Annotated in this window: 16 protein-coding genes, 1 tRNA gene and 1 pseudogene; 4 read left to right on the forward strand and 14 right to left on the reverse strand. The window is 46.6% G+C overall.

Annotation, left to right across the window (positions count from 1 at the left end; all coding sequences use genetic code 11):
* Window positions 1-284: 284 nt before the first annotated feature.
* Window positions 285-788, reverse strand: a complete 504-nt coding sequence (gene tpx, locus BHV83_RS12865) for a thiol peroxidase (protein WP_286757590.1) — start codon at window positions 786-788, stop codon at window positions 285-287.
* 160 nt (window positions 789-948) lie between these two features.
* On the opposite strand from tpx, the gene BHV83_RS12870 reads away from it, so the two are divergent.
* The 3 genes from BHV83_RS12870 to dinB are packed head-to-tail and all read left to right on the forward strand — an operon-like array spanning window position 949 to window position 4,897.
* Complete coding sequence (locus BHV83_RS12870) at window positions 949-2,223, forward strand: DNA recombination protein RmuC (RefSeq protein WP_286757591.1); 1,275 nt, start codon at window positions 949-951, stop codon at window positions 2,221-2,223.
* Window positions 2,220-3,803 (forward strand): YfcC family protein, encoded by a 1,584-nt coding sequence (locus BHV83_RS12875; RefSeq protein ID WP_286757592.1) that lies wholly within the window; start codon window positions 2,220-2,222, stop codon window positions 3,801-3,803. The genes BHV83_RS12870 and BHV83_RS12875 overlap by 4 nt, the downstream gene beginning before the upstream one ends.
* Entirely contained in the window at window positions 3,803-4,897 is a 1,095-nt protein-coding gene (dinB, locus tag BHV83_RS12880; RefSeq protein ID WP_005648458.1) for a DNA polymerase IV, read from the forward strand. Before BHV83_RS12875 ends, dinB begins: the two co-directional genes overlap by 1 nt.
* On the opposite strand, the gene speA is transcribed toward dinB, so the two are convergent.
* From speA to tamL, 3 genes are all read right to left on the reverse strand, one after another.
* Window positions 4,885-6,777: a biosynthetic arginine decarboxylase gene (gene speA / locus BHV83_RS12885; protein ID WP_005641518.1), complete on the reverse strand. Its 1,893-nt coding sequence runs from the start codon at window positions 6,775-6,777 to the stop codon at window positions 4,885-4,887. The genes dinB and speA overlap by 13 nt on opposite strands.
* Window positions 6,778-7,178: 401 nt before the next feature.
* Window positions 7,179-7,252: transfer RNA gene (locus tag BHV83_RS12890), tRNA-Arg, on the reverse strand.
* Window positions 7,253-7,362: 110 nt separating this feature from the next.
* Window positions 7,363-9,711 carry a translocation and assembly module lipoprotein TamL gene (gene tamL, locus BHV83_RS12895; RefSeq protein WP_005641519.1) on the reverse strand — a complete coding sequence of 783 codons (2,349 nt, stop codon included), beginning with the start codon at window positions 9,709-9,711 and terminating at the stop codon, window positions 7,363-7,365.
* A gap of 141 nt (window positions 9,712-9,852) precedes the next feature.
* Here tamL and BHV83_RS12900 point away from each other — a divergent pair, with 141 nt between their 5' ends.
* On the forward strand, window positions 9,853-10,623 hold the full coding sequence (locus tag BHV83_RS12900; RefSeq protein ID WP_005641520.1) for an RNA methyltransferase: 771 nt from the start codon (window positions 9,853-9,855) through the stop codon (window positions 10,621-10,623).
* Here the strand turns inward: BHV83_RS12900 and BHV83_RS12905 are convergent.
* The 10 genes and pseudogenes from BHV83_RS12905 to BHV83_RS12950 form a co-directional block, all read right to left on the reverse strand.
* Window positions 10,543-10,977: a hypothetical protein gene (locus BHV83_RS12905; RefSeq protein ID WP_005651096.1), complete on the reverse strand. Its 435-nt coding sequence runs from the start codon at window positions 10,975-10,977 to the stop codon at window positions 10,543-10,545. The two genes, BHV83_RS12900 and BHV83_RS12905, sit on opposite strands and share 81 nt — an antisense overlap.
* A gap of 8 nt (window positions 10,978-10,985) precedes the next feature.
* A complete protein-coding gene (locus tag BHV83_RS12910) occupies window positions 10,986-11,795 on the reverse strand; it encodes a DUF4296 domain-containing protein (RefSeq protein WP_005641521.1) in 810 nt (269 codons plus the stop codon).
* Between the two features lie 8 nt (window positions 11,796-11,803).
* Window positions 11,804-12,418: a lipoprotein signal peptidase gene (locus BHV83_RS12915; protein WP_005641523.1), complete on the reverse strand. Its 615-nt coding sequence runs from the start codon at window positions 12,416-12,418 to the stop codon at window positions 11,804-11,806.
* Window positions 12,419-12,799, reverse strand: coding sequence for a TraR/DksA family transcriptional regulator (locus BHV83_RS12920; protein WP_005641525.1), 381 nt, complete (start codon window positions 12,797-12,799; stop codon window positions 12,419-12,421).
* Between the two features lie 140 nt (window positions 12,800-12,939).
* Window positions 12,940-16,365: an isoleucine--tRNA ligase gene (gene ileS, locus BHV83_RS12925; RefSeq protein ID WP_195292558.1), complete on the reverse strand. Its 3,426-nt coding sequence runs from the start codon at window positions 16,363-16,365 to the stop codon at window positions 12,940-12,942.
* Between the two features lie 85 nt (window positions 16,366-16,450).
* Window positions 16,451-17,431 (reverse strand): DUF3810 domain-containing protein, encoded by a 981-nt coding sequence (locus BHV83_RS12930; protein ID WP_438269836.1) that lies wholly within the window; start codon window positions 17,429-17,431, stop codon window positions 16,451-16,453.
* Between the two features lie 53 nt (window positions 17,432-17,484).
* Window positions 17,485-21,280, reverse strand: a pseudogene (metH, locus tag BHV83_RS12935) (methionine synthase).
* Between the two features lie 66 nt (window positions 21,281-21,346).
* Window positions 21,347-21,811 (reverse strand): SsrA-binding protein, encoded by a 465-nt coding sequence (smpB, locus tag BHV83_RS12940; RefSeq protein WP_005648480.1) that lies wholly within the window; start codon window positions 21,809-21,811, stop codon window positions 21,347-21,349.
* Window positions 21,812-21,824: 13 nt separating this feature from the next.
* Entirely contained in the window at window positions 21,825-22,391 is a 567-nt protein-coding gene (locus BHV83_RS12945) for a YIP1 family protein (protein ID WP_005648482.1), read from the reverse strand.
* A 31-nt stretch (window positions 22,392-22,422) separates the two neighbouring features.
* Window positions 22,423-22,960: hypothetical protein (locus BHV83_RS12950; RefSeq protein WP_286757594.1), on the reverse strand; the 538-nt coding region annotated here is incomplete at its 5' end.

Genomic DNA, 22,960 nt, shown 5'->3' on the forward strand with positions numbered 1-22,960 from the left:
TACCATCCTCTATCTTATTAGTAACCACTCAGTAACAACAGCCTGTACAGGATAATCGGTCAAGGTGTACAGGATGGTTTACCAGGGTGTACAGGATAATTGACTGAGGTGTACAGGATAGCATTAGCAAGTCAGCGCTAAAGGTATAAAATATAATGGCATAAACAATAATTATTCATAACTTCTTTCATTCATATAACAAAACGAAGGCCACGGGATTCACATCCGGCGGCCTTCTACACTAACCCTTAACTTTAACCAATGAAAAACAATAATCTACTTTATTAGTTTTTTAATGAAGCGATTGCGGCTTCGTAATTCGGTTCGTTTGTTATTTCGGAAACCAGTTCCTCATAAACAACTTTACCGGCTTCGTCGACAACTATCACGCCACGGGCTAACAAACCCTTCAGCGGACCATCGACCATCAACATCCCGTACCCGTTTTCAAAACAAGAACAACGGAATGCAGAAAGTGGGATCACTTTATCGATACCTTCCGTGGTACAGAAACGTCCTTGCGCAAAAGGCAAGTCTTTTGATACGGCAAGCACCACAGTATTAGGAAGAGAAGAGGCTTCTTTATTAAAACGTCTTACCGATGCGGCACACACGGCAGTGTCCAAACTTGGGAACACGTTAATCACGACTTTCTTTCCTTTTAAATCTTTCAGATGCAATTCGGATAAATCGCTCTTTACACCCTTAAAATCAGGAGCCTCTGCTCCAACTGCGGGCAATGAACCGTTCGTATTGACTTCATTACCTTTAAATGTTATCTTTGCCATCTTTTGTTGTATTTTATGTTCTTTATCAAAAGCGGCTTACAAATATAAGCTGCTTTGTATAACTTAAACAAAGGAATCTGAATAATGTTTTTCCTTTTAACTCTTTTTAATTACTGCTCTCGATAACTCTTTTTCTATCTTTGACCCAAAATAGAAAGAAATGGATGGGTTGATTATTTGCTTACTTGTTGTAATCATTGCTTTACAGGTCTTTTTCCGCCCCCGGAAAGACCATTCGGACATCGCAGGCGAATTGAAACGGCTGCTCGACGAAATGCAACGTTCATTTGAACGTATCGAAAAAAACTTTCGGGAAGATTTTCGTCTGAACCGGGAAGAAGGCCGCATCGTCGCCAGGGATAACCGGGAAGAACTGACGCGCTCCATGAACGAATTCCGGGATGCTTTCGACCGGGGGATCACTTCCTTCAATGCCCTGCAACGGGAAAAGTTTGCCAATCTGGACGAACAGCAACGCCTGCTTGTCGCCAACACGGAAAAGCGGTTGGAAGAAATCCGCCTGACCGTAGACGAGAAATTGCAAAAGACACTGAATGACCGGATCGGCCAATCATTCCGGCTTGTGACGGAACAACTGGAAAGCGTACAGAAAGGACTTGGAGAAATGCAAACGCTGGCACAAGACGTAGGTGGTTTAAAACGTGTCCTCAGCAATGTGAAGACACGCGGCAACATCGGGGAAATCCAATTAAGCATGCTTCTCGAACAAATCCTGGCGCCGGAGCAATACGAGGCGAATGTGCACACCCGCAAAGGATCGGATGCCGTCGTGGAGTTTGCCGTCAAACTTCCGGGGCGTGACGATGTCCGCGAATTCGTCTATCTGCCGATAGATGCAAAATTTCCCAAAGACGTCTACGAACAGCTGCTCGATGCATACGATCATGCCGACACACAGGCTATAGAAGCAGCCGGAAAGCTATTGGAAACAACTATTAAAAAGATGGCAAAGGATATTTCCGACAAGTATCTGGCTCCCCCCGCCACCACCGACTTCGGCATCATGTTCCTGCCTTTCGAAGGAATCTATGCGGAGGTCGTACGCCGTTCTTCCCTGCTGGAAGAACTACAGCGCAACTATAAAGTGGTCGTCACCGGTCCGACAACGCTTGCCGCCATCCTGAACAGCCTGCAAATGGGATTCCGCACGCTCGCTATCCAGAAACACTCCGGCGAGGTATGGACCATCTTGGGGGCGGTAAAGAAAGAATTCGAGAAGGTAGGCGGCATGCTGGAAAAAGCACAGAAGAACTTGCAGACGGCCAGCGGACAGATCGAAGAGGTGTTAGGGACACGCACACGCGTGATCCAGCGCAAACTGAAAGATGTAGACACCCTCAGCGACAGGGAGGCACGTACCATCCTTCCCGAAATAGGTCCATTAACGGATGAAGAAAACGAAAACGGATTATGAAAAAGAGACAGATTCCACATACATACGCCATCATATTTTATATCATTCTTTTCTGTGCCGCCCTCACCTGGATCATTCCGGGCGGACAATACAAAGAGAGTATCAATGCCGCCGGAGAAAAAACGGTTGTCTACGAAGCGGTAGAACATGTTCCGCAAACTTGGCAGGTGTTCTCGGCTTTTTACAAAGGATTTGTCGACAAGGCAGATATCATCGTCTTCATCTTGATCATCGGAGGGGCGTTCTGGATCGTCAACGACAGTAAGGCTTTCGATATCGGAACCGTCAGTTTCCTCGGCCGCGCCCGTAAAATGGAGAACAACCGTTTCCTGCGCAAGATCGGAGTGGAGAATTTCTTACTGACATCCATCATGCTACTATTCAGCATATTCGGGGCCGTCTTCGGGATGAGTGAAGAGACCATCGCATTTTGCCTGGTGCTTGTCCCGATGGCTATCTCGATGGGGTATGACTCCATTACAGGCGTTTGCATGGTCTTTGTCGCCGCCGGATTAGGATTTGCCGGTGCGATACTGAACCCGTTTACAATTGGCATTGCGCAAGGACTGGCCGGTATTCCACTCTTTTCCGGAATCGAATACCGGATATTTTGCTGGATTGTCATCAATATGATCGGTTTCTCCTGGATACTGCGTTATGCTGCTAAAGTAAAGAAAAACCCGAAAGCTTCGTTAGTCTACGAAGAAGATCAGTATTGGCGGGACCTACACAATAACAACTCGCTGGATGTAAGCTATCATACGCCACGTACCGCTTGGATCTGTTTCGGTATATTGGTAGTCATACAAATCATTTTCGCCGCTTATTATCCTGCAACAACTTTACAAATCGGGAACAGCGTTATCAAAGGACTGCCTCTCCTCCCCATTCTAACAGCTGCTTTTATCTTGACTTCCCTGTTCGCCCTACGCAAGACAGTCCATCTTTATATCCTGAACCTCCTCTTCTTCACGATTTTTTATCTGATAACGGGAGTGATGGGATATGGCTGGTATATCATGGAGATAGCCACCCTGTTCTTCGCCCTCGGACTGGCAGCCGGCATCGCCAACAACCGGACTCCCAACGAACTGGTCAAACTGTTTCTGGACGGATGCAAGGACATTATGAGCGCAGCTTTGGTAGTCGGCCTTGCAGGCGGTATTATCGTGATACTGAAAGAAGGGCTTGTCATCGACACCATTCTCTACAACTTGGCGAAAGGGATGGAAGGGCTCGGACAAGTGGCGACCGTCGGCATGATGTACGTGATCCAGACCTTGATCAACCTGATCATTCCTTCCGGAAGTGCCAAAGCAGCCCTGACCATGCCGATCATGGCTCCTTTCTCCGACTTGATTGGATTGTCAAAGCAAGCGACTGTGATGGCCTTCCAGTTCGGAGACGGATTCACCAATATGATCACCCCGACATCGGGAGTGTTGATCGCCGTTCTGGGTGTCAGCCGTATCCCCTACGATAAATGGTTTCGCTGGGCATGGAAATTCATATTGCTTCTGGTAATAGTCGGATTCCTGTTACTCATACCGACAGTATTGGTTCCGATGAACGGATTTTAATGGAACGGAAGATCATACATATCGACATGGACGCATTCTACGCTTCTGTGGAACAGCGGGATAATCCGGAACTTCGCGGAATTCCGCTTGCAGTCGGCCACGCGGAGGAACGGGGTGTCGTAGCGGCAGCAAGCTACGAAGCCCGGAAGTTCGGCGTACGCTCCGCCATGTCGTCACAAAGGGCTAAACGCCTATGCCCTCAGCTCACATTTGTTTCCGGACGGATGGATGTCTATAAAGCGGTGTCCCGCCAGATACACGAAATCTTCCACGAATATACGGACATTATCGAGCCACTTTCACTGGACGAGGCGTTTCTGGATGTTACCGAGAATAAACAAAACATCCCGCTTGCCGTCGACATAGCCAAAGCAATCAAGCAAAAAATCCGGGAGGAGCTGCATCTGATTGCCTCGGCTGGGGTATCGTATAATAAGTTTTTGGCTAAAATCGCCTCTGACTACCGCAAGCCGGACGGACTGTGCACCATCCATCCGTCCCAGGCGGAAGAATTCATCAAACGTCTGCCGATCGAATCCTTCTGGGGGATCGGTCCGGTCACCGCCCAGCGGATGCACTCATTAGGCATCCATAACGGAGAACAGTTGAGAGCTTGTTCACAAGAAATGCTCACCCGACAATTCGGAAAAGCAGGAATTTTATATTATGAATTTTCAAGAGGGATAGACTTACGCCCTGTCGAAGCCGTCCGAATCCGCAAATCCGTAGGCTGTGAACATACGCTTGAAAAAGACATTTCGCAGCAATCGTCCGTTATCATCGAATTATATCATGTTGCGACCGAACTAATCGAACGGCTGCAACGAACCGGTTTCAAAGGAAATACCCTTACTTTAAAAATTAAATTCCATGATTTCAACCAAAAGACAAGAAGCATCACCCAAAGCCACGAACTGACGACTTTAGCCGAAATACTACCTTTAGCCAAAGGACTGTTGAAAGACATCGAATATACGACTCACCCGATTCGCCTGATCGGGCTTTCGGTCTCCAATCCTTACGAGAAGAACGAAGAGAAAGCCCGCTGGGAACAACTAAGTTTTGAATTCAGCGACTGGGATTACTCTAAATAAGTATACCCATACAAGCCGGAACGATAGTTGGAAAGGAACTCTTTACCTTCTTCAACCGAAATCTTACCTTCCTTTACAGACTTAGTCACCCAAGTTTCCAGTGTCCTCACCAACTTTTTAGGATTATACTGAACATAATCAAGCACTTCGGCAACCGTTTCCCCGTCGATAACTTGCTCGATGTTGTAACCTTTTTCATCTACCGTTACATGCACTGCATTCGTATCACCGAAAAGATTGTGCATATCTCCCAGAATTTCCTGATAGGCCCCAACCAGAAAGACACCGATATAATAAGCATCTTTTCCTTTCAGCGAATGTACCGGCAGATCATGGGAAACATTGCGTGTCGAAATAAAGTTGGCAATCTTGCCATCCGAGTCGCAGGTTATGTCCTGCAAAGTCGCCGTCCGGTCCGGACGTTCATCCAACCGCTGGATAGGCATGATCGGGAAAATCTGATCGATCGCCCAAGAGTCAGGCAAGGACTGGAAAAGCGAGAAATTACAGAAATACTTATCAGCCAATAGTTTGTCCAGTTTTCTAAACTCATCCGGTGCATGTTTCAACCCGGAAGCAATTTGGCTGATTTCGCGCGTCACAGACCAATACAAGCGTTCGATTTGGGCACGGGTCTTCAAATCGACAATACCATGACTGAACAAATCCAACGCTTCCTCACGTATCTGCTGCGCATCGTGCCAGGCTTCCAGCATACGGCTTTGGTTCAGCTTATCCCAAATCTCATACAGTTCATGCACAAGCTCGTGATCAGATTCGCTCACCTCGAAGTCTTCATCCATTTCGGGAAGCGTAGCTGTTTCCAGCACTTCAAATATCAAAACGGAATGATGGGCAGTCAACGAACGCCCGCTTTCCGTTATGATGTTCGGATGCGGGATACCGTTCTTGTCACTGGCATCGACCATTGTAGAAATAGAGTCGTTTACATATTCCTGAATGGAATAATTGACACTGCTCTCGCTATTGGAAGAACGAGTACCGTCATAATCGACTCCCAGTCCGCCACCAATATCCACAAACTCGATATTGAAGCCCATCGCATGCAGTTGTACATAAAATTGTGATGCTTCGCGCAAAGCCGTTTTAATACGGCGTATCTTGGTCACCTGACTGCCGATGTGGAAATGAATCAGCTTCAGACAATCTGTCAAATCTTTCTTTTCCAGAAAATCAAGTGCTTCCAGCAATTCGCTGGACGTCAAGCCGAACTTGCTGGCATCGCCACCGCTCTCTTCCCATTTACCACTGCCGGAAGATGCCAGTTTAATACGGATGCCGATATTCGGACGGACATTCAACTGCTTGGCCATCTTGGCGATCAAAGTCAGTTCGTTGATCTTTTCGACAACCAGAAAAATGCGTTTACCCATTTTCTGTGCCAGCAAAGCTAGTTCGATATAACTCTCATCCTTGTAACCGTTGCAGATAATCAAAGAATCCGAATCTGTATTGACCGCAATCACCGCATGGAGTTCCGGCTTTGAACCGGCTTCCAACCCTAAGTTGAACTTCTTGCCATGACCGATAATCTCTTCCACTACCGGACGCATCTGATTTACTTTAATCGGATAGATAATGAAATTCTGCGCCTTATAACCATATTCATCAGAAGCCTGCTTGAAACAGTTCGCGATCTTTTCAATACGGTTATCCAGAATATCTGGGAAACGGATCAGTACAGGAGCCTCCACATCCCGTAATTGCAGTTCGTCGACCAGCTCTCTCAGATCTACACCGGCGCCGTCTTTACGAGGAGTTACCACTACATGACCTTTGTCATTGATACCAAAGTACGAAGTTCCCCAACCTGTGATGTTGTAGAGTTCTTCTGAGTCTTCAATACGCCATTTTCTCATTTCTTCTTCAGTGCAAAAAATACATTTTTGTATTTGGAATAAATAAATAGATATTGTTCAGACGTTACAAGTCAATATATTTATCGACAAGCTTATCTATCAAAAAGGTTGTAAATATAAGCAATAGATATATAATTATAGCAGATTTGATCAAGAAAAACATCTTAACAGGGATAATCATTCCGTTTCAACCCGCAAACGGCTATTTTCTATCACCTTATTTGACTAGGTATCGACCTGACCGATTGTTCAATAACTAAAATCTCTACGAAACAGTTTTCACTGCCATTGCCTGTGCGAGACATATGTCCGGTAAAAAGTAATCCATACAAAACACAACTGAGTATACAAAAAAATACCCGGTAAATGTTTAATCTACCAGGTATTTTTTTCAAATCATGTGATTCCGGAGCGATTCGAACGCTCGACCCACGCCTTAGAAGGGCGTTGCTCTATCCAGCTGAGCTACGGAACCATCCTTATTTGCGGTGCAAAGGTAGTAATATTATTTTAACAAGCAAATATTTTTGTTATTTTTCCTCCTAAATTCATATGTAGTCGAACTACATAAAGAAGGAAATAAAATCAGAACGGATATCCCACCGCAAAATGCCACGCGAAGTTACTGCCAAAGTTCGGATGCAGGATAGCCCATTTCCTTCTGCCACTTTCCTGCGGGTTATAGGCTTTCATACCGGTATCGAAACGGATCAGGAAGAAATCGAAATCGAGGCGGAGACCTAATCCATAAGAGACGGCAATCTCTTTGTAGAAACGGGAAAAATCGAAGTTACCGTTCGGACGGCTCTCATCCTTATGGAAAGTCCAGATATTACCGGCATCAATAAAGGCCGCCATCTCGAATTTCCAAAATAGTTTCGTTCGGTATTCCAAATTCAGATCCAGACGGATATCACCGATCTGCTGGGCAAAGGACTTGACCGAATCGAGCGGCATGCTACCGGGACCGAGCGAACGTACGGACCAACCGCGGACACTATTTGCACCTCCAGAGAAATAGCTGCGTTCGAACGGTAGCATCTTCGAGTTACCATACGGATAACCGACTCCGATACCAATGTGGAAAGCCAACTTGTTACGATTGTCCAACACGATACTTTTACTGAAATCTATATCCCCTTTCACAAACTGGGCATAATTAATCCCAAACAATTTATAGCGCCCTTCGTCATCCTTATCCGCACCAGTCAGACGGGAAAGCCCATACAGCAAGTTGCCTGCCATCTCGAAGGAGAAGCGAACGGAATGTGTATTCCTCAAACGATTCTGAGGATCATAATTATTAAAAGAATAGGTATAACCGGAACCGACAATAAACTGGTCGGTAAAATTGTAAAGCAAAGTAGATTCAGGCAACGAATCTTTAAACGACTGACTTATCTTCGGCAAGTGCACATAGTCAATGTCCAACAACTTGAACACATGGCGCGCCTGCATATTGCTCCGCTCCTGCCAGATATAATTCCATCCTGCAGAGACGATGGCTCTTTTGAATTCCGGACGTGTTTGTATGCTGTAGTTCACCTTCAGTTCGGTCGTTGCACGAATCTTACGACGGAAATTTTCATGCAAGAAGGGGAACAGGAAACGGGGAAACAAAACAGATGCTTCCGCACCGAATTCCCAAAAGTTGTTTCCTTCCGACTGGCTGCCGGTCAACGCCTCGTATGCACCGCGTACTTTAGCAGAAAAAACCTCCGAGCCCTTGAACAAGTTTCGGTGCTGATAACTCAAACTGGAAGCAAATCCAAAATCCCCTGCCGAATTCGTCCCTTCCAGATCGACCCCAAAACCTTGCAGTTTTGCGGGAGAAGTCAAGATCGTACAATTAAGCTTCATCGTGTCGTTCTCTTCGACCTCCGAAAAACGGATATTTACATTACGCAAAGCACGCAGCGTGGCAAACGAAGAATAGGTCTGCTCCACCGTCCGCTCGTTATACAAGCGTCCCGGCATGATATAATTGCTCTTGCGCAAGACTCCCGGACGGATACTTCTGCCGTTCTTGCCGTATAGGATATCAATACCGTCAGTTCGAACCGTATCGTAAGGCATAGCGTTGTTTTCCTCTAACGTCAACGGGTCATAATCGGTCACAATCGAAACGTCTTTAATGTAATACTGACGATGTAACGTGTCGACCACCGTCCCGTCAGGCTTCTGCAAACGGTACGGTTTCAGAAGCATATCCAAATCTACGATATTCCGATTCAAAGAGCTATCGGCAATATAAGACAGGTAATCCCGGTTGAAAGCATAATAACCACGCCGACGAAGCAAAGTCGTAATGCGTTGCCTCTCCTTGTCCAGCACATCGCGGTCAAACAAGGCACTGTCTTTTATCAGAGAAGTATAATCGTCGGAATAAGTACGAAAAGCCGAAGCCAGCACGGAACGGTGAGGCGGTTTGAGCTTAGCAATGCTATCGATCTTAGGATCGCTCAAATCCATCGAATAATTATGAATCCGGTAAGGAGTGTTAGGGACGATCCTATAGGTCACGACAGCCTTTTTGACTCGTGAAGTATCAATAGAAGCCGAGACTTCGGCATTCATATATCCTTTATTGATAAAGAAACGTTTCAACTCGTCAACCGACTGCGTTACCAGCGTCGTATCCAGAATGACGGGAGCCTCTCCCATCCGGCGAAGCTGTTTATTGATCCATTTCTTCTCGTTCCGGCCCGACCAATCGTACACAAACAACTGCCATTTCATCAGCCCGAATGCTTTAAAGTTGGGTTGCTGGCGCAAATAAGGCTTCAAATCGCTGTTTTTATAAGTCTTGCCATCCGACACAATCTCCACTTTGTCCAACAGGTATTCTCCTTCGCCTACATATTTTGTCGAGCTACAGGAGATTAACAACAATAGGAAACAAATGAAATATAGTGTTTGGATTCCCTTCATCATTCAAGTTTTTACGCACGCAAATGTAAAAATAAAATGTGGTTTATGATTTATGATTTATGATTTATCAACGACACATAAATCACAAATCATAAATCATAAATCGTAAAAACCAATTACCTTTGCCGCATAAAAAGAGTAAAGATGCTAAGCAAGGGGAAAGTAAAGTACATCCATTCATTGGAAATGAAGAAATATCGGAACGAACTGAATGCATTCGTTGCCGAAGGAAACAAACTGGTTGCCGACATGATGTTTGCTTTCGAATGCGAACTGATTCTCGCCAAACCATCCTGGATGGCGATGCAGGGAAACATTCCGGCGAAAGAACTATTGGAAGCGGAAGGGGATGACATCCGTAAAGCCAGTTTCTTGAAAAACCCGCAGGATGTACTTGCCGTGTTCAAGCGCCCGGACTGGTCGCTCGACGAAGCCGATCCTTCTACCTCGCTCGTTTTAGCTTTAGACGGCATACAGGACCCTGGAAATCTCGGAACCATCATACGCCTTGCCGACTGGTTCGGCATCGAACATATCGTTTGCAGCCCCGACACCGCAGATGTCTTCAGTCCGAAGACTGTGCAGGCCACAATGGGCGCACTGGCACATGTAAAAGTCCATTACACGGAACTGGAAGACTACCTGAAAGCCCAGGCGGCAAGACAAATTCCGTTGTTCGGTACATTCCTCGACGGAGAAAACATGTACACAAAGGAATTGTCGGCAAACGGAATCATCGTGATGGGGAACGAAGGGAACGGAATACGTCCGCAAATAGAAAAGTTGATTAATCAAAAACTTTATATTCCAAGCTTTCCACCCGAAAGAGAAACATCAGAGTCTTTGAATGTAGCCATCGCTACGGCTGTCATCTGCGCCGAATTTCGCCGTTGCCAGGGGAATGCCGCCCAATAACAGCACACAAACAGGCGAACCCGCTTCAGCAATACCTGTAAAACCTTGACGTTCCAAGGCATCTGCCAACTGTTCTCCCGGCAGCATGTCAAAAGTGCCCTGTTCCCGCGCTTGACTCGGAATTACAAAAGATGTGTCAGAATAAGAATCCTGATGACACCGCTTGTTCTCCTGCACCCCTGCGTCAAGCGCGGGAATAGGTACAAGGATCAAGATGCCGTCATAGAACTCCGTACCCGCAATTTCCCCTTCCAAAGGGAAAATTCCGGCCAATACGCCGTTATCATTCAACTCGACATAGTGCAGCCGGTAGAACTGTCTCCAATAGATATAATGGGAAGCGATCCGGCGCATAACACTTTTTATTCCGCTGTGGATATTTTTACGGCAGACGAATCTTTTGCCATATCGGTCAGACGACCGTAATTATATTTCATAAGGTTCAGGCTGTCCAAATAAACTTTGTAGTAGGAAGAATCGGCATTGTTCATAAAGATATAACCGTACACACGTTTGACCTGTTTAGTCGGAACTGTCTTCAAAACGGTTTCATGATAACCATCACGAAGCACCTTGTCATTGACAGTCACGATCGTATCGCCCTGATCAGCACTTATGCGTATTTCCGGTTTATAGACCATCCCTTTATTGATACCCCAGACATTCATCCCCAACACAAACGTGCTGCCGGACGAATAGTTCGTTTCCGGTTTGATGTCGAACGTCACACCGTTAAACAGAGCATCGGGCTCCAACCTTAAAGAGGTGCGACGAGGCCAGATATCCACCGAATCCTGTTTGGAAACAGGTGCAGCCAAAGCCTGTACGTCGCCTAACGCTTTCTGCCGTTTATTCAAATCGGCCAGCACACGGTCATACACCTTCATATAAATATCCAGATGCCGTCCATACCAAATGAGCGAACTGTCGTACTCGGCTTGTGTGATATCGTATTTGCGGAAGATGGACTGATATAGAGCCTCCTTACGGGCATTATCGGAAAACGCCTTGCTGTCCAGGTTAATCATAGCTTCTGCCAATTGCATATCCACCTGTACAGCTTGCATTTTCTTTTCCGAAAGAATGTCATCCGGTACTTTGCTACAGGCAACCAACCAGGTTGCCAGCAACAAAACGACATTATATCTATATCTATGCAGCCTGTTCCGCATCAATTCTTTTATTTTTCTTTTGAGAGACTTGTCGACAATGTATGACGGTAGAACAGCAACAACAAAAAGACGCCTACGCAAATCGCCGAATCGGCCAAGTTAAAGATCGGACGGAAAAAGATGAACTCCTCTCCTCCCCACACCGGAATCCATTCGGGCAACACCGTCTGTATCAAAGGAAAATAGAACATATCGACCACTTTCCCGTGCAACCAACTGGCATAGCCTCCACCCTCCGGCATAAATGAGGCTACCTGTCCAAAACTATGATCGAACACCACCCCATAGAATATAGAGTCGATGATGTTCCCAATAGCCCCTGCAAAGATCAACGAGATACAGGCGATAAAGCCAAAGGCATAATTCTGTTTCACCAGCTTATACAGGTAATAACCGATAAAGCCGACAGCTATAATACGGAATACCGATAAAAACAACTTACCGATCACTTCTATCCCGAAAGCCATTCCCGGATTCTCGGTGAAGTACAAATAAAACCACGGAGTAATTTCGATACTCTCATGCAGCTGCATGTGAGTTTTAATCCATATTTTAAGAGCCTGGTCAAGAATAAGGAGCAGCATCACAATCAACGCTGCTCCCCAACCTTTGGAATATCTCATTTACTTGGCACCTCCCTGTTTAGCTTCGATACTCAACGTAGCGTGAGGTACTGCACGTAATCTTTCTTTCGGGATCAATTTACCGGTCTCGCGGCAAATACCGTATGTCTTATTCTCAATCCGGATCAATGCCGCCTGCAAGTTCTGGATAAACTTCATCTGGCGTTGTGCCAAACGACCGGCCTCTTCCTTCGATAAAGTCGCAGCACCTTCCTCCAATACTTTAAACGTAGGAGATGTATCGGCGACATCATTGCCGTCAGAATTGGTGACACCGGATCTCAACAGGTCATAATCTTTTTTCGCCTTTTCCAGCTTTTCCAATATTATGGCGCGGAACTCCTCGAGTTCGGCATCCGAATATCTTGTCTTTTCTGCCATGGTTCATTTAAATTAATAATTAACAATCAAGAATGAATAATGAATAATTCAACAATGAGAAAGATTTCCTTTTCTCTTGCCCACAAATATAAGCAATTCTTCCATTGTTCATTATTAATTATTCATTATTCATTGAATATTTATGCTTTTTCGATCCGGACCGAAAGCTTGAAGTCTTCGAAATCCATCTCGGTCGCGTCGCTGATCACATCCGTAATTTCCACTGATACAGCCAACACCTGGTTTGCGATATAGGAATTGAAGTCCTTGATCGCCTCGTCCATCCCATCGTTCGAAAGGACAGTGACGGATATTTTGTCAGTAATGTCGTAACCGCTGCTCTTACGCAGGTTCTGGATACGGTTTACCAACTCACGCGCCAGCCCTTCCTTGCGGAGGTTTTCCGTCACGGTGATATCCAGCGCCACCGTCAAGCGGCCTTCGTTCGCAACCAACCAGCCCGGTATGTCTTCGGAGATGATTTCGACGTCTGCACGTTCGATCATCGCCTCCTGTCCTTCAACGGTCAGCGTGAATGTTCCGACTTTCTCGAACGCATTGATTTCGTCCTGGCTCATCGCCTGGATAGCGGCGGCCAATGCCTTCATGATCTTGCCGTAACGCGGGCCCAGCTTCTTGAAGTCCGGCTTGATCTTCTTCACCAAAATACCGGCGGCATTATCGACAAACTTCAGTTCCTTCACATTGACCTCGTTCAAGATCAGCGCTTTCACGGCTTCGATGCTTTCCTGCTGGTGAGCATCCACAACCGGGACCATGATGGTTTGAAGCGGCTGACGCACCTTGATGTTCACCTTACGGCGCAAAGCCAGCACCATAGAAGACACATCCTGAGCCATCTGCATACGTTCTTCCAGGTCCTTGTCGATCATTGCCTCATTGCAAACCGGGAATTCGGACAGGTGGACAGATTCAACCTTTTCGCGTCCGGTAGCGGCGATCAGGTCACAGAACAACCGGTCTGCATAGAACGGCGCGATCGGAGCCATCAACTTGGCGACCGTTTCCAGACAGGTGTACAAAGTCTGGTAAGCGGACAACTTGTCGGTCGTCATACCTCCACCCCAGAAACGGCGGCGGTTCAGGCGCACATACCAGTTACTCAGGTTATCGTTTACGAAATCAGAGATCGCACGTCCGGCACGGGTCGGTTCGTATGTATCCAGGAATCCATCCACATCCTTTACCAACGAATTCAGCAACGACAGAATCCAACGGTCGATTTCGGGACGTTCTTTCCAATCCACATCCGGTTCGGAATAATCGAAACCGTCCACATTCGCATACAAGGCGAAGAACGAATATGTATTATATAATGTACCGAAGAACTTGCGGCGAACTTCTTCGATACCGTCGATATCAAACTTGATGTTATCCCACGGAGAGGCATTCGTAATCATGTACCAGCGCAAAGGATCGGAACCGTACTGCTCAATCGTGGCGAACGGATCGACGGCATTACCTAGACGTTTGGACATTTTGTTGCCATTCTTGTCCAACACCAAGCCGTTCGAAACGACGGCTTTATACGACACGCTATCGAATACCATCGTAGCAATCGCATGCAAAGTAAAGAACCATCCGCGTGTCTGGTCGACGCCTTCGGCGATGAAATCGGCCGGATAAACCTTGCGGTCGTCGAAGATTTCCTTGTTCTCGAACGGATAATGAATCTGAGCATAAGGCATCGCGCCGGAATCGAACCATACGTCGATCAGGTCGGTCTCGCGCTTCATCGGCTTACCGCTTTCGGAAACCAGAATCACATCATCCACATACGGACGGTGAAGGTCGATCTTTTCGTAGTTCTCCTTCGTATATTCGCCCGGCTGGAATTTCAATTCCTTATACGGGTTGGACTCCATCAGCCCGGCTTTTACGGATTTCTCAATTTCATTGTACAGTTCTTCAACCGAACCGATGCAGATTTCTTCCGCCCCGTCTTCGGTACGCCAGATAGGCAACGGCGTTCCCCAGTAGCGGCTACGGCTCAAGTTCCAGTCCTGCAAGTTTTCCAACCATTTGCCGAAACGTCCCGTTCCGGTGCTCTGCGGTTTCCAGTTGATCGTATTGTTCAGTTCGATCATCCGTTCGCGACAAGCGGTTGTGCGGATAAACCAGCTATCCAGCGGATAGTACAACACAGGCTTGTCCGTACGCCAACAATGCGGATAGTTGTGCACATGCTTCTCGATGCGGAACACACGGTTCTGTGCTTTCAGCATCATGCAGATTTCAACATCCAGCGTTTCGTCTTTTTCGCCTTTGGTCGCATCATAAGCGTTCTTCACGAACTTGCCCTGCCACGGGTCGTAGTCGGCCGCATTCATATGCTCCTGAACATACTCGGGATCGAGGTCTTCCAGCAGATAGAATTTACCTGTCATATCGACCATCGGACGGCGGTTCCCATCTTTGTCGATCATCATCAAAGGAGGTACGCCGCTTGCTTTTGCCACACGGTCGTCATCCGCACCGAAAGTCGGAGCGATATGTACGATACCCGTACCATCTTCCACCGTCACATAGTCGCCGGTGATTACCCGGAAAGCACCTTCTCCCGGATTGACCCACGGGATCAGCTGCTCGTAATGCATGCCGGCCAGTTCCGGTCCTTTCCATTCGCCGACCACTTTGAACGGCACCAGTTTATCGCCCGGTTTATAATCGGTCAGAGCCAGATCGGCGGCTTTCGGATTGAAATACACATTCAACAAGTCCTTAGCCAAAACAGCCGTCATCGGCATACCTGTATATGGATTATAGGTCTGAACAGCCACATAAGTGAAATTTGGACCCACACAAAGAGCCGTGTTGGAAGGCAAAGTCCACGGAGTAGTGGTCCATGCCAAGAAGAACGGTTCGCCAAATCCCGCCATCTCCGGTTTCGGATCGAGAATGCGGAACTGAGCCGTACAAGTCGTATCCTTCACGTCGCGATAACACCCCGGCTGGTTCAACTCGTGCGAGCTAAGCCCCGTTCCGGCGGCCGGCGAATACGGCTGGATCGTGTACCCTTTGTAAAGCAAACCTTTCTTATACAGTTCCTTCAGCAAGTACCACAATGTTTCGATATAACGATTGTCGTAAGTGATATACGGGTTTTCAAGGTCGACCCAATATCCCATCTTCTGTGTCAGATCCGTCCATTCCTTCGTAAACTTCATCACGTCACGGCGGCAGGCGGCATTATATTCGGCCACAGAGATCTTTTTGCCGATATCTTCCTTGGTGATACCCAATGTTTTTTCAACTCCCAGCTCTACTGGAAGTCCGTGTGTATCCCATCCCGCCTTACGGTTGACAAGATATCCTTTCATGGTCTTATAACGGCAGAAAATATCCTTAATCGAACGGGCAATCACATGGTGAATACCGGGCATACCGTTTGCAGAAGGAGGACCTTCATAAAAGACAAACGAGGGATGTCCTTCGCGGATTTCAAGACTCTTATGGAAGATGTCGCCATCCTGCCATTTCTTCAGCACCTCTTTATTGACGTTCGACAAGTCAAGTTTCGAGTATTCGGCAAATTTCTTACTCATATGCGTTATATTTATCTATCTTCTCAAAAATTGCCGCAAAGGTAGTGATTTAATTCGAATTAGGCAATATGGAAACAGCAAGGACTCAAATCTCTCCGGACGTATTTCCCAGCGCCATCAATAATGCCACCACTTCCGAATAATTCTTCCGGCCGGAGGGAATGTTGTTTCCTTTCAAGAACCAGTTGTAAACGGTACTCTGGATCTCGCCTATAAACGGGCTGTACAAATTCTCCCAGTAAGCGACTTTCCGGTTGTAAAGATCTTTTACCTCGGGGGAGATCGTCTCTTTCCATTCATTAAACTCCTCTTCCGACAATAAGCCGTAGGCATTGCTCAACACATAAGGCAACAAAGCAAAATAAGCCGAAAACCGGATTTCCGGCACTCCGGAACGGGAACAGACGAGAAAACCATACAAATTCGCTTCCGCCTCGCTGGATATTCCTAACACATGCGCCATTTCATGTGCATAAGTAAACGGATACTGGACCGGGAGCAGATCAGGGTTCAGATTATATTCGGTAAAAAACGGTCCCATATACCCCAATACCCCCACTCCACTCATCAAAAAGGGCATTAACATCGGCTTCGGATGCAAATACCCGGCAGGACTGACTAAAGAGAAACGCCCGGCAATTTCATGATATCCCTTTTTCACTTCCTCTGCGACGAGGGCCTTATCTATTTTTTCGACAGGCACAAAGGACGCATTCAACGAATCTGTATAAGTGGATAAGAACGAACGAAAAGCGTCGGCTGAATAAGCCGCATACGGGATTTCCGTCCGTGTAAAAAAGTCTTTCCTGAAATAATTCAATCCCCAAGCCAGATAAAACCAGACATATATCCACAACAAATATTCGATCATCCGTCCGGCTGTCACCCGCCAGGAACGTTTCTTCACAATGGCATAAACCAGATAAGCAAGCAAACCGGCCATACTACCGTATATCAGGCAATCACCTATCGAAAAAGAAAATAGAGAAGAAAAACAGGACAAAGCACCCGATATATAAGGATATACATTCCGGGCATACGCCTCTCCCATATCCGGCGAACGCATGGCGCACCAGATACCGGCCAGAAGGAGAGACAAGACTATCCAGCGTATATATTTCAATTTGAAATGTTTTTATTCAATAACTTCTTCACTTCCGCTTCCGACAGATTCCGGCGACAGGCATAATCTTTCATCTGTTCTTCATCAATATTACCAATCATGAAATATTGGGAATCCGGATGTGCAATATAAATGCCGCTCACCGTCGCCGTCGGATACATAGCGCCGTTTTCCGTCAACCGGACACCGATCTGTGACATATTTAACAACTTATCCAACGTGTAGTTCAAAAGCTGGTCCGGCAATGAAGGATAACCGATAGCCGGACGTATTCCCTGATATTTCACTTTATACAGGTCGGAGATGGAAAGCGATTCATCCGGAGCATATCCCCAATATTCCTTACGGACCTTTTCATGGAGATATTCGGCCGTAGCCTCGGCCAAACGATCGGTCAAGGTTTGCAACAACATGGAATTATAGGTATCTCCCTCCTGCTCGAACCGTTCTTTCAGAGATTCGGCGCCGGTACCGGCCGTCACCACGAAAGCGCCGACATAATCCGTACGCCCTTCCGATACTGGCATCACATAATCGGCTAACGACTTATAGATTCCTTCCTCTTTTTTCGCCTGCTGACGCAAAACTGGAAGCAAGACTTCACCCACACGGATATTATCCCCATCACCATTTGCCGGGAAGAAACCATAAACCGCCTTGCAATACTCGGCTTTCATCTCAACCAAGCGATCCAACAACTTAACTGCATCCTTGTATAACTGCATAGCCTCCGACGCCTTCGTCCGGTCCGCTTCCGAGAATTCGGCCAGCCAGGCGGCACGACAAGCGTCACAGCCGTGGATCTGCGCAATTTCCGAGAAACGCCCATTCAGTTTCCAGGCACTAAAAAAGAAGGTCCAATGAATATATGGAATTATTTCTTCCAAAGGAATAGAAGGAATCACCTGTACCCCGTTCCGAGCCGGGACAACCGGGTTATAAGAAGCCCAATCGATCACCGGACGATTCGTCCGGGCTTCCGCCAACGGGACCAGTATCTCTTTTTTCTTATTCACAGAGGCACGCAGAGCTTCATACTCACTGTTCAGCTGGGCGATATAAGCATCGCGCGTATCCGGGTTCAACAGTTTGGCCGCAATCAACGGGTTTTGCGAGGCGTCCAGCACATGAATGACCGGATAGTCATAATGCGGAGCGATCTTAATGGCCGTATGCAACTTCGAAGTCGTGGCGCCACCCACCATTATGGGAATACTCAAGCCAGCTTTCTGCATCTCGTCCGTCACATGTACCATCTCTTCGAGCGAAGGCGTGATCAGACCGGAAAGGCAGACCAGATCGGGCTTCTCTTCGATTGCCTTTTTTACAATCACGTCTGCCGGGACCATAACTCCCAAATCGATCACCTCATAATTATTGCAAGCCAGGACGATCGAAACAATATTCTTTCCAATGTCATGCACGTCACCTTTCACTGTCGCAAACAGAATATTCTTTCCAATGTCATGCACGTCACCTTTCACTGTCGCAAACAGAAACAATATTCTTTCCAATGTCATGCACGTCACCTTTCACTGTCGCAAACAGAACCTTTCCTGCTTTAGCAGAATCAGAAGAGACCTTTTCTGCCTCGATCGCCGGTTGCAAGATGGCGACTGCCTTTTTCATCGTACGGGCAGTCTTGACAACCTGCGGTAGGAACATTTTTCCAGCACCAAACAATTCGCCTACCTTATTCATCCCACCCATCAGCGGTCCGTCGATAATATCCACCGCACGCGGATATTCCTTCAAGGCTTCCTTTAAATCTTCTTCCAAATGATCGCCGACTCCTTTTATCAGAGCGTTTTCCAAACGTTCCTTCAACGGATATTCACGCCAGACATCCTGCTTTTCACCTTCTCCCTCCTGCGCTTTTACATGCAGGTTCTGGGCATATGCAATCAGTTCTTCAGCTGCTTCCGGACGGCGTGCCAAAATGACGTCTTCCAGCAACATACGGAAAGCAGGTTCTATATCTTCATAGAGTACGGACGACGACGGGTTCACGATCCCCATGTCCATGCCTTTGTTAATCGCATGATACAGGAATACGGAATGCATGGCCTCCCGCACATAATTATTTCCACGGAAAGAGAAGGAAAGATTGCTGACACCGCCGCTCACCTTCGCCCCCGGCAGGTTCTTCTTGATCCATTCCACGGCACGGATAAAGTCAAGTCCGTACCCGTTATGTTCTTCCATACCGGTAGCGATAGCCAGCACATTCGGATCGAAAATAATTCCGTTCGGATCGAAATCGACTTTCTCCCGGAGGAGACGGTAAGCACGTCCGCAAACCTCGATCTTCCGTTCAAACGTGTCTGCCTGCCCCTTTTCATCAAAAGCCATTACGACCGTAGCTGCACCCAACTGTTTGATGCGGGCGGCATGTTGCAGGAATACCTCTTCGCCTTCTTTTAAAGAAATCGAATTCACGATGCTTTTACCCTGCACGCACATCAAGCCTTTTTCGATCACCTCCCATTTGGAAGAGTCGATCATCACGGGAACACGGGAAATATCAGGTTCGGATGCGATCAAGTTCAAGAAAGTCGTCATCTCCTTCACGGCATCCAACATTCCGTCATCCATATTGATATCGATCACCTGCGCGCCGTCTTCCACCTGTTTGCGGGCAATTGTCAAAGCCTCTTCATAATTTTCTTCCTTGATCAAGCGCAAGAACTTACGTGAACCAGCCACATTACATCGTTCGCCGACATTCACGAAATTATTTTCCGGCTTTACTTCCAGCAACTCCAGACCGGACAACCAAAGACAATCGGGCCTCGGAGCCGGTACATGCGGCTTGGCCCCTTTCACCAGTTCGGGATATTTGGCAATATGGGCCGGCGTCGTACCACAACAGCCTCCCAATATATTCACCAGCCCTTCGTCAATAAAAGATTTTACATGAACAGCCATCTTTTCCGGCGTCTCATCATAGGAACCGAAACTGTTCGGCAGACCGGCGTTCGGATAAGCACTTATATAATAGGGAGCATGTTTTGCCAATTCAGCCAGAAAAGGCTTCATATCGGCAGCACCGAAAGAGCAGTTCAGACCGACACTAACAATATTGGTATGTTGCACGGAAGCCAAAAACGCAAGCAATGTCTGCCCCGAAAACGTACGTCCTCCCTGGGCAGATAACGTCAGAGAAAGCATAATCGGTAAATCCTTGCCTTTTTCCTTCAACACAGCCTCGGCAGCTTCCAGTCCGGCTTTCACATTCAGCGTGTCGAAAGTCGTCTCAAACAAAACGATATCCACGCCCCCGTCTACCAAAGCGTCTACCTGTTCTTTATAGGCACTATACAAATCCAAGTAGGTGACAGCACGGTAAGCCGGATCGCTCACGTCAGGGCTCATCGAAGCAGTCTTATTAGTTGGGCCGACAGAACCAGCTACAAAGATCGTGCGATCCGGATGCTCCTTCATAAAGCCATCGGCCACCTCACGCGCCAATTTTCCGGCAGCCAAATTGATATTTCTCACCTGCCCTTGCATGCCGTAATCCTCCATCGAGATAGCATTTGCATTGAAAGTGTTGGTAGCAAAAATATCGGCACCGGCATCCAGATACTGACGGTGGATCGATTTGATCACATCCGGCCGGGTGATACATAACAGGTCGTTATTTCCTTTCAGGTCGCTCGTCCAATCAGCAAACTGTTTTCCGCGATAATCTTTCTCGGTCAGTTTAAATCCCTGGACCATCGTACCCATTCCTCCGTCCAGAATCAAAATACGTTCTTTCAGGACATTCAAAAATATCTCTTTATCCATGTTATGATTTATGATTTGCGATTTATGATTTATTTGTGACGCATAAATCATAAATTATAAATTCTTTCAATTCCGTTTAAATGCACGATCCATCTCCCGGCGGTCGTCCCGCTCTTTGATAGAATCGCGTTTATCATATTCCTTCTTACCTTTGGCGATAGCAACAACAACTTTAGCCAGTCCCTTTTCATTAATGAAAAGACGTGTCGGAATAATTGTAAAGCCATTATTGCGGGCAGCACTTTCAATCTTCCGCAATTCCTTTTTAGTCAGCAGCAACTTACGGTCACGGCGAGTCGTATGGTTATTGTATGTCCCGTAGAAATATTCTGCCACATACATATTTTTCACCCACAATTCGCCCTTCTCCACAATACAGAACGTATCAACCAAACTTGCCTTTCCCAAGCGTATCGATTTGATCTCCGTACCGGTCAGCACAATCCCTGCCGTAAACGTGTCGAGCAACTCATAATCGAAAGTCGCCCGTTTGTTCTTTATCTGTATGTTATTACTAATCTTCTCTTTCATCTTACTTCTTTTATCAAAAACGTAAACCGGGCATCAACATGGAAAGGATGACCTCGATCAGCCAAGGCGTCAACAGAATCAACCCGGTCGCGATCCCGACAAACTTCAGACGTATCTTCTCCTCAACCTGCATATAAGGGCCGGCTCCTTCCCACACGATATAAAACGTATATAATACAAATATACGCAAAAAGAAAAACTCCGGGAGCAACATCAACACGATGTTCAAAGCAAACATCAACGAAGACGAATAGCCTACAAAACGTTGACACAGCTTCATGTCCTTCTCCCGTTTAAACAATCCCTGCCAAAGTTCGTTCAACAAATAGGAAGCCAAGTAAAAGCCGCCGAACGCAGCAACCAGTGTCCGGATAGACGATTTCAGTGCCAGTTCGACATCAAACTCTTTCCGGGTGAACAGCACACCCAAAAAAGCCGCTACCGTAACGAATCCAATCAGGGGATAGACAAACCGGGATAAAAACTCATCGTCCTTTTCTTCTTTTTTCGTCAGAATATCCCACGCTTTTCCTGGCTGGGAGATGATGGCTACAACCAATTTAAATATCTCTTTATACATTTTTTCAATACGTTCGTTTGCTATTTATCCTTTATTTGTCTTTTCCGGACAGGTCTATTGTAAACACATCGGAACTTTTCCAGTTTATCGATGCAGAATCCTTCCCGAATGAATATGCATAATTAATCCGGAACTTCAATTCATCCGAATTATTCTTTTCCGCCTCTTTCACCAGCTCTTCGATATCGAACGCACAAGGAATAATCATCGACTCGCCTCTTGTCGTGTCCGCCTTTATCTTAATCGTACGAAGGTAAAGGCTATAAATATTATCGTCTCCTAACAAATTATCCGGATCATAGGATAAAGAGAAACTATCCACTTGGTTTGTCGGATGATTGCTCATTTCCGTGAACAGGAACAAATTGCCTCTGATATAAGCGGAACGAGCCTGAAGGGAAGAAAGCAATAGTTCGTCCTTTGCAACAATAGAGGTATCGGTCAACGTATTATAGAAGTTCCAACGATTGACCTCCGAGATCGTATTTTCATAAATAATAGCCTCGGTATAACTGGTATCCGTCCCCGCCCCCATATTGTTTGCGACCCCGTAATCGATGGAATAATCA

It is taken from the genome of Parabacteroides sp. merdae-related_45_40 (genome assembly GCF_001915675.1).